This window comes from Microbacterium sp. SORGH_AS_0454 (assembly GCF_031453395.1).
In the GTDB taxonomy this organism is placed as follows: domain Bacteria; phylum Actinomycetota; class Actinomycetes; order Actinomycetales; family Microbacteriaceae; genus Microbacterium.
Genome location: NZ_JAVIYS010000001.1, coordinates 2,410,432 through 2,424,335, shown reverse-complemented (window position 1 = coordinate 2,424,335; position 13,904 = coordinate 2,410,432). Strand labels below are relative to the sequence as shown.

The following is a 13,904-nucleotide window of genomic DNA, read 5'->3' as shown; positions in this document are numbered from 1 at the left end:
GCGGCGGGTCGTACCGCGTGGTCGCCGGACGTAAACGGGGATCAGGGAATCTGCCAGTACGCGTTCGCGAGGGCGTACATGTTGTAGATCCACCACCACTGTCCGAGCAGGGCGAGAGCGAGGACGCCGATCCGCCATCGGCGCGATCGCGGCACCGCGAGAGCCCCCCACAACGGCGAGATCGGCACCAGCAACCGGAAGATGCTCGACTGCGGGAAGAACACCAGCAGCAGATACACCAGGTAGCTCGCCGACCACAGTCGCACCTCGATACCGAGCCGCTTCACCTGCGGCGAGAACAGCAAGAGGGCGGCAACGGCCAGCACGAGCACTGCCAGGAAGACGTATCCCGTCGCCGCGCCCAGCCCCCAGCGGGTGAACCAGAATCCCGCGGCCTGCACGAACCCGTCGACGGGGAGGAACCCGCCGCTCGAATCGCCGAGCCAGTTGCGTCGCCACGCGAGCTCGGTGGCGAGATACGCGCCGGGGTCGCCGGTGACGAAGCCCGCGATCGCCTGCCAAGCGAAGCCCACGACGACCGAGAGTCCGCCCAGGGCGACGAGGTGCGCGATATCGCGCGTCGGCAGCGGATCCGTCCGACGACGGAGGAAGCGGTGGATGCCGTAGAGCCCCAGGAACAGGGCGAAAGCCAGGATGCCGGGGCGTGTGAACCCCATCGCGGGAACGAGCAGGTAGAGCCAGGTCCATTGCCGCCGCTGGACACACCGGATAGCGAGGAAGAGGAAGAAGAGGAACAACGCCTCGGCGTACCCCACCTGGAACAGGGCTGCCAGCGGGCCGCACGCGAAGAAGACCACGGCCCACATCGCGGCCGACGCGCCGATCCGCTCGCGCAGCAGGGAGTGCAGCACGAGACAGGCTCCGTAGCCCGCGGCCAGCGAGATCGTTATGGCCCCCGCGCCCCACGACCCGAGCAGGAAGCCCAGCCCGGCCGAGAGGTACGAATACAGGGGCATGAACGCCCAGGCGTTCTCGGCGACGTGACCGCCCGCGGCGATCGGCAGATCCACCGGGTACCCCGACACCGCGGCGAGCCAGTACCACTGCGCGTCCCAGCCCAGGGCGAGCTTCTCGAGCGAGGGCGCGATGCCGTAGCGCGAACCCGGGCCCGACAGCGCTGACGCGAGAAGGAAAAAGCCCGTCGTGACCACGCGCGCAGCGATGTAGACGATCGCGATGCGCGCCGCCAGGGGCAGACTCTCCCCCCAGGCGACCCGCGTGCGCGTCGTGGCCGCGGTGGTCACGACCCGCTCAACCAGGCACGCAGGCCTTGCTCGACGGCGTCGATCTGCGCGAGAGGGACTCGTTCCTCGTCGTGGTGCGCGAGATGCGGGTCGCCGGGGCCGTAGTTGACGGCCGGGATGCCGAGGGCCGAGAACCGCGCCACATCGGTCCAGCCGTACTTGGGTTTCGGCGTGGCACCCACGGCATCCACGAAATCTCTCGCGAGAGCCGCGTCGAGGCCCGGGCGAGCGCCCTCGGCCACGTCGACGATCTCGACGTCGAAGCCGGTGAACACGTCGGTGACGACGCGGATCGCGGCCGCGGCGTCGCGGCTCGGAGCGAAGCGGTAGTTGACCTCGACGGCGCACGCGTCGGGGATGACGTTGCCCGCGACCCCGCCCGAGATGCTGACCGCGTTCAGGCCCTCGCGGTAGACGAGACCCTCGACCTCGATCTCGCGGGCTCGGTACTCGGCCAGGCGCGCGAGGATCGGCGCCGCCTTGTGGATCGCGTTCTCGCCGATCCACGAGCGGGCGCTGTGCGCGCGGACGCCCTCTGTGCGCACGATCGCGCGAAGCGTTCCGTTGCAGCCGCCCTCGACCTCGCCGTTGCTGGGCTCGCCGAGAATCGCGAAGTCGCCCTCGAACAAATCCGGGCGGTTGCGCGACAGCCGGCCGAGGCCGTTCAGGGCGGAGTCGACCTCTTCGTGGTCGTACCACATCCACGTGATGTCGACCGGGGGCTCGGTGAGCTCGGCGGCGAGCTTGAGCTGCACTGCGACGCCGGCCTTCATGTCGACCGTCCCGCGCCCCCAGATGACGTCGACCCCGTCGACCGTGCGGTCCTCGACGGGGAGGTTCCGGTTGATCGGCACGGTGTCGATGTGCCCGGCGATCACGACCCGGCGCTCGCGCCCCAGATTGGTGCGGGCGACGATGGTGTCGCCATCGCGGATGACCTCGAGATGGACGTACGCGGAGACGGCGGCCTCGATGGCATCCGCGAGAGGAGTCTCATCTCCCGAGACGCTGTGGATGTCGCAGACCGCTCGGGTGAGGGCGGCCGAGGACTGGGTGAGGTCGAGCGCGAGCATGCCCCGATCTTCGCACAGGCGGTGCCCCACTACCCTGGGACGGTGAGCAACGAACGACGCATCAGCGCTGCCGGCCTCTCGACACGAACCACCGGGGGGACGGTGCTCGACGCCTGGTTCCCGAAGCCGGTCCTGGGCGACTCGAACGACCTGGATGCCGAGAAGGCGGCGCTCGCATCCTCCGCGGGCCCCGATGAGCGACGCGGAGTCGTCGTCGAGACGGTGTCCCTCACGATCGACGCCGACGAGGCCCCCGCCTCGACGATCGATGCCTACCTGCGTCTGCACGCGCTGTCGCACCTGCTCGTGCGCCCCAACGAGATCAACCTCGACGGGATCTTCGGCCACCTTCCCAACGTCGCCTGGACCAACGCCGGCCCCGTGCACCCCGACGACGCGGCCCGGCTGCTGCCGCAGCTGAAGCGTCACGGTATCGAGCTGCAGGGTCTCGACAAGTTCCCCCGCCTCACCGACTACGTGCTCCCCGCGGGCGTGCGCATCGCCGACGCTTCGCGTGTGCGCCTGGGCGCGCACCTCTCCCCCGGCACGACCGTGATGCACGAGGGCTTCGTCAACTTCAACGCCGGCACGCTCGGCTCCTCGATGATCGAGGGCCGCGTGTCGCAGGGCGTCGTCATCGGCGACGGCACCGACATCGGCGGCGGCGCCTCGATCATGGGCACGCTGTCGGGCGGCGGCACCCACCGCGTCTCGATCGGCGCGCGTACCCTCCTCGGCGCGAACGCGGGTATCGGTATCTCGCTCGGCGACGACTGCGTCGTCGAGGCGGGTCTTTACGTCACCGCCGGAACGAAGGTGAAGGTCGGCGACGAGACGGTCAAGGCCGGGGAGCTTTCCGGTCGCGACGGCATCCTGTTCCGCCGCAACTCGCTCACCGGCGCGGTGGAGGCCTCGGCCCGCGCCGGTGTCGGCGTCACCCTGAACGAGGCGCTGCACGCCTGAGGCGCGATCGCTCGGGCCGGGGCGGCGCGGGTATTGCGTCGCCGCGGGGTGTCGCGCTGAGTCGTCGTCCCGCTGCCTCCCCACCCCACGCATAAACGCGATCCGCGCTCAGAAACGCGAGCACAGCGCGTTTACGCGCGGTGAGAGTGTTTATGCCGCGGCCGAACCCACCGGGGGCCCACCGCGCGCAGCGCCGCACCCGGGTCGCGACGCGCCCGGCTCACAGCATCCGCCCGTCACGCATAAACGCTCCCCGCGCGCACAAACACGCTCTCCTCGCGTTTACGCGCGCCAAGAGCGTTTATGCATGCAGCCGCACCCACCGACGAGCCCACCGCCCGCAGCACCGTAGCCACCAGGGCCGGCCGCGCGCAGCGCCGCGCGCAACGCTGCCCCCGGGGCGCGACGCGCCCAGCTCGCGGCATCCGCCCCTCACGCATAAACGCTCCCCGCGCGCACAAACACGCTCTCCTCGCGTTTACGCGCGCCAAGAGCGTTTATGCGTGCAGCCGCACCCACCGACGAGTCCGCCGCGCGCAGCGCCCTACCCACACGAGCCCACCGCGCGCAGCACCGTAGCCACCAGGGCCGGCCGCGCGCAGCGCCGCACCCGTGAAACCCGCCGCGCACGGCGAAACGCCCCGCCCCTCTCGAGAGGGACGGGGCGCTTCGGATCCGGTCAGACGCCGGGATAGTTCCGCTCGGCGGCACCCGTATACAGCTGCTGCGGGCGACCGATCTTGGTCTGCGGGTCGGTGATGGCCTCGCGCCACTGCGCGAGCCAGCCGGGCAGGCGTCCGATCGCGAACAGCACGGTGAACATGCGCGTGGGGAAGCCCATCGCCTTGTAGATCACGCCGGTGTAGAAGTCGACGTTCGGGTAGAGGCGACGCTCCTTGAAGTAGTCGTCCTCGAGAGCGATCTGCTCGAGCTCTTTGGCGAGGTCGAGCAGCGGGTCGCTGACGCCGAGGGCCTCGAGCACCTCGTCGGCCGACTCCTTGACGAGCTTGGCGCGCGGGTCGTAGTTCTTGTAGACGCGGTGACCGAAGCCCATGAGCTTGACGCCCTGCTCCTTGTTCTTCACCCGCTCGACGAAGCGCTCGACGCTCTCGCCCGAGTCGCGGATGCGCGCGAGCATCTGCAGCACGGCTTCGTTCGCGCCGCCGTGCAGGGGACCCGAGAGCGCCTGGATACCGGCCGAGATCGAAGCGAACTGATTAGCTCCTGTCGAGCCGACGAGGCGCACGGTCGAGGTCGACGCGTTCTGCTCGTGGTCCTCGTGGAGCATGAGCAGCAGGTCGAGGGCCTTCGTCATGACGGGGTTGGCCTCGAAGGGCTCGCTGTGCACGCCGAAGTTCAGCTTGAGGAAGTTGTCGACGAAGCCGAGCGAGTTGTCGGGGTACAGGAAGGCCTGCCCGATGCTCTTCTTGTGCGCGTAGGCCGCGATCACGGGGAGCTTGGCGAGCATGCGCACGGTATTGAGTTCGACGTGCTCGGGGTTGTGCGGGTCGGACTCGGACTCGTAGTAGGTCGACAGCGCAGCCGTCGCGGCCGAGAGCACCGACATCGGGTGGGCGGTGGGCGGCAGAGCCGAGAAGAGGCTCTTCAGGTCTTCGTGCAGCAGCGTGTGACGGCGGATGCGCTCGTCGAAGGACGCCAGCTCGGATGCCGACGGCAGCTCACCGTAGATGAGCAGCCACGCCACCTCGAGGTAGGTGCTGTTCTTCGCCAGCTGCTCGATCGGGTAGCCGCGGTAGCGGAGGATGCCCTGGTCACCGTCGATGTAGGTGATGTCGGACTTGGTCGACGCCGTGTTGACGAAACCGTAGTCGAGCGTGGTGTGACCGGTCTGCTTCGTCAGCGACGCGATGTCGATGCTCGGAACGCCGTCGGTGCCTCGCAGGACCGGGAATTCGGCGGTGGTGCCCCCTACCGTGAGAGTGGCCTTGTCCTGCTGCGTGCCCGCGTCGCTCACCGCGCCTCCTTGCGATTTCTGGTCGCCCGTGTGGTCGAACGCGGGGGCTTGCGGCACCCCGCGATCTTCTCGACCGATGGATGCCACGGGGGTGTCATCCTGGTCGGCCTTCGCCCGGAGGGTCACCCGAGCACAAGGCTTTTACAGCCTAGTAGGCCCACCGACGTACGGATGACACCGCCTCAGGAGGTTGCCCTTCTCGGCCGAGACCGTCGCCACGACGATGCTGGAGGACGACGACCCGTGATCGACGTCGTCTCGCGGGAGCCGCGACTGCCCGGCATCCGACGGGGTGAACATCTCGAGCGATTCCCGGCGTGACGTCGCCGCTCTCGGTCCCGTCTCAGTCGGGCATCTCGCGCGATCGCCCGGCGTAGACGGCCGGAGTCACCCCGAAACGACGGCGGAACGCCGAGATGAAACTGCTGACCGAGTCGTATCCGACCGCGGGGGCGACGACGTGCACCGGTTCTCCCTGCAGCAGAAGCCCCACGGCGGCGTGCAGGCGCGCGCGCACGCGCCACTCACGGAAGGTGCGCCCGGTGTCGGCGACGAAGGCCCGCGCGACGGTTCTGGCACTCACACCCACCTCGGCCGCCCAGGCGTCCAGGTCGCGCTCGTCGTCGGGCCGGTCCAGCAGGGCGACGGCAACGGCCCGTGCCCGCGGATCCTGCGGCAGCGCGACGACCTCGCGCGCGACGGGAGCCTCGGCGACGAGGTCGCTCAGGATCGCGAAGCACGACTGGCCGCGCCCCTCTGCACGATCGCCCGCGGCGAGGTGGCTCAGCAGGGCGCCGCCGAGCGGGTCGAGGGCGAGCACCCGGGCGCGCTCCCACCCCGTGCGCGCGGGCCGGTGACGCTGGTCGACGTAGGCGCTGACGAGTTCCCCCGGCTCGGTGAAGCGCATCTCGTGGAGGACGCCGGCGGGGATCCAGACCTGGTGGTCACGGCGCAGGTGCCAGCGGTCGGCCCCGACCGAGACCTCCATGGAGCCGGACGCCATCCAGGCGAGCTGATCCTCCTCGTGGCGGTGCGGGTCGAAACCGGCGCCGGCACTGACCGACGTCGAGATCACCGCGAATTCCGCCGATGTCCAGTGGCGACTATGAGTGGCCTCGGATACGGCATCCATCGAACCGGGATGTTTGCTACGCGACATCACGGTGTCGTGCTCCAGCACGGAATGTCTCCTCACGACGATGGCGGGCAAGGTAAGGCAAGGCTAACCTAGCGGCGCCCGTCCCATCGACCCGAGAGTCCGCATGCCTGCTCCCCGCCATCGCTCCCGCCCCGTACGCCTCGCCGCACTGGGCTCCGTCCTCGCCGTCGCCGCGGCCCTGCTCGCCGGCTGTGGCAGCACTGCCGAGGCCGGCGCCCGCAACGCCACCTACTCGACACAGCCGAGCGATACCTTCCCCGTGACGGTCACCCACCAGTTCGGCGAGACGACCGTCACAGCCGAGCCGCAACGTGTCGTCGTGGTCGGCCTGACCGAGCAGGACGTCCTGCTCGAGCTCGGCACGCCCCCGGTCGCCACGACAGAGTGGTACGGCGAACAGCCCTACGCCGTCTGGCCCTGGGCCACGGATCTGCTCAACGGCGCCGAGCCCACCGTGCTCTCCGCGACCGACGGCCTCGAGTTCGAGAAGATCGCCTCGCTCGAGCCCGATCTCATCGTCGGCACGAACGCCAAGCTGACCGCCGACGACTACACCAAGCTCAGCGCCATCGCCCCCACGATCGCGAGCGTCGCCGGCACCGAGGGCTACTTCTCGGACTGGAAGGGACAGACCCGTCAGATCGCGCAGGCGATGGGGCGCAGCGCCGAGGGCGAGAGCCTGATCACCGGAATCGAAGAGAAGTACGCGGCAGCCGCCGCGGCGCACCCCGAGTTCGCGGGCAAGACCGCGTCGTTCTCGCAGGGCGGCCCGTGGCAGGGCAGCATCTACGTCTACCCCGATGGCTTGAACACCGATTTCCTCACCGATCTGGGCTTCGTAATCACGCCGGGACTCGACAAGTACGTGCAGCAGAAGGGCGCGCAGGCGCTCATCTCCGGTGAGAACATGTCGCTCATCGACGCCGACGTCATCGTCTTCGCCACCGAGAGCGCCGAGTCGCTGCCCGCGCTGCTCGACTTCGGCACGACCCGCTCGTTGAGCGCGGTCGCCGGCGGCCGAGCCGTGTACACCGACGCGGAGCTGGCCGGAGCCATCTACTTCCTCACCCCGCTGAGCCAGAAGTACGTTCTCGACGAGCTCGTGCCGCGCCTCGAGAAGGCCGTCGCGGGGACCTCGCCGCAGAGCGTCGAGGGCTGATCCTCCGGTGATGCCCTCGCCGTCGGTCGCGTCGCGCCCCAGCGCGCGGCGCGACCGCCTCCCCTCGCTCCAACGGCGTCGGCGGGCCGCCGGCCTCGTCATCGCCGTGCTGGCGCTCGCCCTCGCGGCGGGCCTGAGCATCGCGGTCGGCTCGAACGCGCTCGGCCCCGCCGAGATATGGCACGCGCTGACCAGCCCCGACGGCGGTGTCGGCGATCAGATCGTGCTCGACCTGCGCCTGCCGCGCACGCTCGCGGCGATCGTCGCCGGAGTGGCCCTGGGCCTCGCCGGCGCCCTGATCCAGGCCTTCACCCGCAATCCGCTGGGCGATCCCGGCATCCTGGGGGTGGATGCCGGAGCAGCCCTGTTCGTCGCCGTCGGCGTCGTGCTGGGGGCCGTGACGGCACTGCAGTTCCTGCCGTGGGCTTTCGGAGGCGCGCTGCTGGTCACGGTGACGGTGTACGCGATCGGCGGTGTCGGACGCGGCGGGCCCGACCCGGTGCGCCTGACCCTGGCCGGTGTGGCCGTCGGAGCCGTCCTGATGGGGATCACCAGCGCGATGATGCTGCTGGATCCGGTGACCTTCGCGCGACTGCGCGGCTGGAGCGCCGGGTCGTTCGTGGAGCGCGGCTGGGACGTCATCGTTCCCGTGCTGCCCTTCGTCGGAACCGGCGTCGTCGTTGCCCTCGCGTGCGCGCGGTCGCTGAACGCCCTGGGCCTCGGCGACGACCTGGCCGCCTCCCTCGGCACGCGCCTCGTGCGCACGCGCGTGCTGTCGGTCGTCGCGATCACCGTGCTCGCCGGGTCGGCCACAGCGATCGCCGGCCCCATCGCCTTCGTCGGGCTCATGGCCCCGCACGTCGCGCGCTGGATCGTCGGCCCCGACCAGCGCTGGATCCTGCCGTACACGATGGTCATCGCCCCCACCGTGCTGCTGCTCTCCGACGTGATCGGGCGGGTGGTGCTGTGGCCGAGCGAGGTTCCCGTGGGCATCGTCACCGCGTTCGTGGGCGCGCCCGTGCTCATCGCGCTCGTCCGGCGCGCGAAGGCGAGCACCCTGTGACCGCCCTCTCCCCCGGCTCCAATCGGCCGGAAGCAGGTCGGGACCCCGTGGGCGGCCCCCGCACCGTCGTCGTACGCCGCGGGCTGCTGTCGCTGCGCCTGCGCGTGCGCACCCTCGCGGTCGGCGGTGCCATCGCCGCGGTCGCCTTCGCGCTGGCGATCCTCGCCCTGTGCCTGGGCGACCTGGCGCTCACCCCCGGCCAGGTGGTCGGCGCCCTGCTCGGGATCGACGGCGGCTTCACCGCCACCGTCGTGCGCGAGTGGCGTCTGCCGCGCGTGCTCGCGGCCCTGATCTTGGGTGCCGCCCTGGGCGTCTCGGGCGCGGTGTTCCAGTCGCTCACCCGCAACCCGCTGGCCAGCCCCGACGTCATCGGTCTGTCCGCGGGCTCGTACGCCGGCGGACTCAGCGTCATCCTCCTGGTCGGGGCCGGTGCCGGCACTGTCGCGGTGTCGGGAGGCGCGATCGGCGGCGGTCTCGTCGCGGCTGCTCTCGTCTACGCGCTCGCGTACCGCCGCGGCATCCAGGGCTTCCGTCTGATCGTGGTGGGCATCGGTGTCTCCGCCATGCTGCAGGCGCTCAGCACCTACCTGCTGCTGCGCGCGAAGGTCGAGGTCGCGATGATCGCCGCGGTGTGGGGCGCGGGTTCGCTCTCGCCGGTCGGCTGGTCTCAGGTGCTGCCCGCCGCCGGGGTCATCGTCGCCGCGTGCGCTGCCCTGGGGCTGTTCTCCCGTGCTCTGTCGCGCCTCGAGCTCGGCGACGATGCCGCCCGGGCACTCGGCATCCGGGTCGAGAAATCGAGGCTGGGGCTGGTCGTCTGCGCCGTCGCACTCACCGCCGCGGTCACCGCGGCCGCCGGTCCGATCGCCTTCGTGGCGTTGGCCGCCCCGCAGATCGCCCTCCGGCTGACCCGCACCGCGGGCATCGCTCTCGCCCCCTCGGCGCTCGTCGGGGCGGTCGTGCTGCTCGCGTCCGACATCGTCGCCCAGCACGTGCTGCCCATTCCCCTGCCCGTGGGCCTGGTCACGGTCGTCGTCGGCGGGCTCTACCTCGTCTGGCTCCTCATCCACGAAACCCGGAGACGCGCATGACCGCTCCCGCCCGCCTCACCGCCCAGGGCCTCACGATCGGCTACGACCGGCGGGTGATCTCCGAGAACCTGTCGATCGCCATCCCCGACGGATCGTTCACCGTGATCGTGGGGGCGAACGCCAGCGGCAAATCGACCCTGCTGCGCGCGCTCGCCCGCCTGCTCGCGCCGACCGCAGGCGTGGTGCGCCTCGACGACCGGCCGCTGGGCGAGTACCAGCCGAAGGAGCTGGCGCGCGCGGTGGGTCTGCTGCCGCAGACCTCGCTCGCCCCCGACGGCATCACGGTGATCGACCTCGTCGCCCGCGGACGGCATCCCCACCAGGGGTTCTTGCGGCAGTGGTCGATCGACGACGAAGCGGCGGTGACCGAGGCGATGGATGCCACCGGCACGGCCGATCTGTCGGGGCGGCTCGTGTCGGAGCTCTCCGGCGGCCAGCGCCAGCGCGTCTGGATCGCCATGGCCCTGGCCCAGCAGACGCCCATCCTGCTGCTCGACGAACCCACGACGTTCCTCGACATCGCGCACCAGATCGAGCTGATGGAGCTGCTCACCGATCTCAACGCCCAGGGGCGCACCCTCGTCGCGGTGCTCCACGACCTCAACCAGGCGGCCCGCTACGGCACCCATCTCATCGCCGTGAAAGACGGATGCGTCGTCGCCGAGGGCGCCCCGGCCGAGGTCGTGACGGCAGAGATGGTCGAGGAGGTCTTCGGGCTGCGCTGCGTGGTCACCCCCGATCCCGTCTCGGGGTCGCCCGCCGTGTCCGCCCTCGGACGGGATCGAACGGCGCCGCGATGAGGATGCTGCTCCAGGCGCCGACGGAGCCGATTCCCACGCGTGCACTGCCCGTGACCGATCGGACCACGCCACGCGCGCTGACGTGGCGGGTGATGCGGGCTGCTCCCCGCTACTCGGTTCCCGCCGCCGCGCTGTCGATCACGCATCAGGTGGGCGAGGCCCTCGTCCCCGTCATCATGGGTCTCGCCATCGAGCGGGCGGTCGCCACCGGCGATCCGCTGCAGCTGGTGCTATGGCTCGGCCTGCTGGCGGCCGACTTCCTGATGCTGTCGTTCTCGTGGCGCTTCGGTTCGCGACTGGCCGAGCTCGGCACGCTCGCGGTACAGCATCGCCTGCGCACGACGGTCGCCGCCCATCTGATGCGGCGGGCGCCACGCGCGGGCCGCCCCTCGGAGCAGCCGGGCGTCGCCCTCTCGCTCGCCACCTCGGATGCGAACCGTCTTTCGGAGGCCGTGTCCATCGGCGTGTACCCGGTCGGTCAGCTGGCCGCGGTGCTCTTCGGCGGCGCGGTGCTGCTCACCCTGTCGTGGCCCCTCGGGCTGGCCGTGCTCGTGGGCGCTCCGTTGCTGCTGTGGCTCACCGAGCGTGCGGGCCGGACCCTGCGCGACCGCAGCGGCGCCGAGCAACGGGCCGCGGCCGCCGCCGCCGGCCGGGCGGCCGACCTGCTCAGCGGCTACCGTGTCATCCGCGGTATCGGCGCCGAGGCCGAGGCCGCGCGCCGCTACCGACAGGCCAGCCGGACCGCTCTGGCCGACACCGTGCGCGCCCGCCGGGCCGAGGGCGTGTTCGGCGGTGCGATGAGCATCGTGACGGGCCTGTTCCTCACCGCGATCGCCGTCTGCGCGGCCGTCCTCGCACTGTCGGGATCGCTGAGCGTCGGCGCCTTCGTCGCCGTCGTGGGCCTCGCGCAGTTCCTCATCGACCCGCTCCGGGTGCTGGCGCTGTACACCGGGACGTGGTGGGCCTCGGCGACGGCGTCCGCCGCACGCCTGCTCGACGTGCTCCGCGACACCGAGCCCGACGTCGAGGGTGCCGAGGCGTCCCGCGCGCCCGCGCGCCCGGCCGAACAGAGCCTGCTCGCGGCCGGTTCGCCCACCGACGACCTCGCCGACGACCTCGCTGACGACCTCGCCGTTCGCCCGGGCGAGTTCGTCGTCGTCGCGTGCGCCGGCGAACGGTCCGTGGCGGTCGCCGCTGCCCTGCGCGCACGGCATCCGGATGCCCTCCACGCCCCGCACGTGGCGCACCTGTTCGCCGGAACCGTGACCGAGAACGTCGCCCCGCCGGGAGCGGATGCCGAGACCCTGGCGGCCGCTCTGCGCGCGGCCGCGTGCGACGATCTGGCTGGAATCCTCCCCCAGGGGCTCGACAGTCGCGTCGGCGAGAACGGCACGGCACTCTCGGGAGGCCAGCGTCAACGCGTCGCCCTGGCCCGAGCGCTCGCACACGACCCCGATCTGCTCGTGCTGCACGACCCGACGACCGCGGTCGACGCCGTCACCGAGGCGCGCATCGCCGAGCGGGTGCACGCGTCTCGTCGCCACCGTCGCACCCTCGTCGTCACTCGCGCGCCGGCATTCGCCGCCGTCGCCGATCGCGTCGTGCACGTCGCCGAAAGAGGCGACGCGTGAGCGTTCCGCTGCCCCTCGCCCCCGCCGGGGCGGTCGCGCGAGAGATGTGGCGCGCGTTCCCCCGGGGCTGGTGGCGACTGCCCGCACTCTTCGTCGTCGTGCTCGCCGCCGCGGCCGCCGGCGTCGTCGGTCCGCTCGCGCTCGGCGCGGTCGTCGATGCGATCGGCGCGGGCGGCGACGATCCGGGACTGGCCTGGACGCTCGCGGCGGTGATGGCCGGTGCCGTCGTGCTGGCGTCGGTGCTCACGGCCGTCGGGACGGTATCGGCCTCGCGGCTGTTCGAGCACGCCCTCGCCTCCCTGCGCGAGCGCATGGTCGACACCGCCCTGCACCTGCCGCCGGCGCGCATCGAACGCGCGGGCACCGGAGATCTCGTCGCCCGGGCCGGAGACGACGTCGCGGAGGTCTCGGGCGCGATTCCGCAGGTCGTGCCGGCGCTGGTCGGGTCCGCCTTCACGATCGTGGTGACGCTCGTCGGCATGGCCGTCATCGACCCGTGGTACGCCGTCGCGCTCGTCGTGGTGACGCCCCTGCACGTCTTCGCCGTGCGCCGGTACCTGCGCGCTGCGCCCGCGGTGTACGCGGCCGAACGCGCCGCCATGTCCGATCGCGCTCAGCACCTGCTCGACGCGCTCCGGGGACTCGAGACCGTACGCGCCTACCGCACGGAATCCGCCCACCTGTCGCGCATCTCGACGGCGTCCTGGGCGGTCGTGCGGTGGAGCATGCGCGCGCGGCATCCAGAACCTGTTCTTCGCTCGTCTGAACGCGGCCGAGTTCCTCGGCATGGCCGGGCTGCTCGTCGTCGGCTTCGTCCTGGTGGCGAACGGGGCGGGAACGATCGGCGGCACGACCGCGGCCATGCTGCTTTTCCTGCGCCTGTTCGGGCCGATCAACCAGCTCCTGTTCGTCGTCGATGACCTGCAGTCGGCCCTCGCCTCGCTTTCGCGCATCGTCGGCGTGATCCGCGCCGGGGCACAGAACGGGCCCGTCGCGCGCCAGGACGACGAGCGGCCGGACCGCGGCACCGAAGCAGACGACGACCTCGTGCTGCAGGACATCACGCACGCCTACGAAAGGGATCACCCGGTGCTGCACGACGTGTCGATGCGCGTCGCCTCGGGCACCACCGTGGCCGTGGTCGGCGCCTCAGGGACCGGCAAGTCCACGCTCGCGGCCATCGCCGCGGGCGTCCACGATCCGGTCGCGGGCCGGGTGCGTCGCCCCGGCAGGGTGGCCCTCGTCACGCAGGACGTGCACGTCTTCGACACCGACCTGCGCGAGAACCTCACCCTGGCCGCCCCCGACGCGGGCGACGACGATCTCGTCGAGGCGCTGCGGCGCGTGGGCGCGGGCAGCCTCGTCGCGCGCCTCGCCCGGGGGCTGGACGAACCCGTCGGCGCCTCGGGCACCCCCCTCTCGCCCGCCGAGGCGCAGTTGATCGCCCTCGCGCGCGTGTCGTTGAGCGACCCCGCCGTCGTCGTGCTCGACGAGGCGACGGCCGAGGCCGGATCGGCCGAGGCGGGCCGACTCGAGGATGCCGCGCTCGCGGTCGTGGAGGGACGCACCGCCCTGGTCGTCGCGCACCGGCTCAGCCAGGCCGCCCGCGCCGACCGCGTCGTGCTGCTCGAGGCCGGCCGCATCCGCGAAGAGGGCACGCACGACCAGCTGCGCGCGGCCGGCGGCCCCTACGCGCGCCTCTGGGAGGCGTGGAACCGCTCGAGCTGA

The 13,904-nt window shown here is 71.6% G+C and carries 12 protein-coding genes; 8 read left to right on the top strand and 4 right to left on the bottom strand.

Going from position 1 to position 13,904, the window contains the following annotated elements:
• Positions 1-41: 41 nt before the first annotated feature.
• Both QE454_RS11470 and dapE read right to left on the bottom strand, forming a co-directional pair.
• On the bottom strand, positions 42-1,265 hold the full coding sequence (locus QE454_RS11470) for a hypothetical protein (protein ID WP_307455320.1): 1,224 nt from the start codon (positions 1,263-1,265) through the stop codon (positions 42-44).
• A complete protein-coding gene (dapE, locus tag QE454_RS11465; RefSeq protein ID WP_309668649.1) occupies positions 1,262-2,338 on the bottom strand; it encodes a succinyl-diaminopimelate desuccinylase in 1,077 nt (358 codons plus the stop codon). Before dapE ends, QE454_RS11470 begins: the two co-directional genes overlap by 4 nt.
• Before the next feature lie 42 nt (positions 2,339-2,380).
• Here dapE and dapD point away from each other — a divergent pair, with 42 nt between their 5' ends.
• A complete protein-coding gene (dapD, locus tag QE454_RS11460) occupies positions 2,381-3,301 on the top strand; it encodes a 2,3,4,5-tetrahydropyridine-2,6-dicarboxylate N-succinyltransferase (protein WP_307455323.1) in 921 nt (306 codons plus the stop codon).
• 679 nt (positions 3,302-3,980) lie between these two features.
• Here the strand turns inward: dapD and QE454_RS11455 are convergent.
• Together QE454_RS11455 and QE454_RS11450 are read right to left on the bottom strand one after the other, a co-directional pair.
• A complete protein-coding gene (locus tag QE454_RS11455) occupies positions 3,981-5,276 on the bottom strand; it encodes a citrate synthase (RefSeq protein WP_210075325.1) in 1,296 nt (431 codons plus the stop codon).
• A gap of 343 nt (positions 5,277-5,619) precedes the next feature.
• Positions 5,620-6,456, bottom strand: coding sequence for an AraC family transcriptional regulator (locus QE454_RS11450; protein ID WP_309668648.1), 837 nt, complete (start codon positions 6,454-6,456; stop codon positions 5,620-5,622).
• A gap of 82 nt (positions 6,457-6,538) precedes the next feature.
• Between QE454_RS11450 and QE454_RS11445 the strand changes: the two genes are divergently transcribed.
• From QE454_RS11445 to QE454_RS11415, 7 genes are read left to right on the top strand one after another with little or no spacing between them, the layout of a single operon-like run.
• Positions 6,539-7,594: an ABC transporter substrate-binding protein gene (locus QE454_RS11445; RefSeq protein ID WP_307317418.1), complete on the top strand. Its 1,056-nt coding sequence runs from the start codon at positions 6,539-6,541 to the stop codon at positions 7,592-7,594.
• 10 nt (positions 7,595-7,604) lie between these two features.
• Positions 7,605-8,657, top strand: a complete 1,053-nt coding sequence (locus QE454_RS11440; protein WP_307455329.1) for an iron ABC transporter permease — start codon at positions 7,605-7,607, stop codon at positions 8,655-8,657.
• Positions 8,654-9,745, top strand: a complete 1,092-nt coding sequence (locus QE454_RS11435; RefSeq protein ID WP_307455332.1) for an iron chelate uptake ABC transporter family permease subunit — start codon at positions 8,654-8,656, stop codon at positions 9,743-9,745. The genes QE454_RS11440 and QE454_RS11435 overlap by 4 nt, the downstream gene beginning before the upstream one ends.
• Positions 9,742-10,545, top strand: a complete 804-nt coding sequence (locus QE454_RS11430; protein ID WP_210074368.1) for an ABC transporter ATP-binding protein — start codon at positions 9,742-9,744, stop codon at positions 10,543-10,545. The genes QE454_RS11435 and QE454_RS11430 overlap by 4 nt, the downstream gene beginning before the upstream one ends.
• 50 nt (positions 10,546-10,595) lie before the next feature.
• Positions 10,596-12,176: an ABC transporter ATP-binding protein gene (locus QE454_RS11425; protein ID WP_307455334.1), complete on the top strand. Its 1,581-nt coding sequence runs from the start codon at positions 10,596-10,598 to the stop codon at positions 12,174-12,176.
• The gene (locus QE454_RS11420) at positions 12,173-13,096 is read left to right on the top strand and encodes an ABC transporter ATP-binding protein (RefSeq protein ID WP_309668647.1); all 924 of its coding nucleotides are present in this window, start codon (positions 12,173-12,175) and stop codon (positions 13,094-13,096) included. Before QE454_RS11425 ends, QE454_RS11420 begins: the two co-directional genes overlap by 4 nt.
• Positions 13,038-13,904 carry an ABC transporter ATP-binding protein gene (locus QE454_RS11415; RefSeq protein WP_309668646.1) on the top strand — a complete coding sequence of 289 codons (867 nt, stop codon included), beginning with the start codon at positions 13,038-13,040 and terminating at the stop codon, positions 13,902-13,904. The genes QE454_RS11420 and QE454_RS11415 overlap by 59 nt, the downstream gene beginning before the upstream one ends.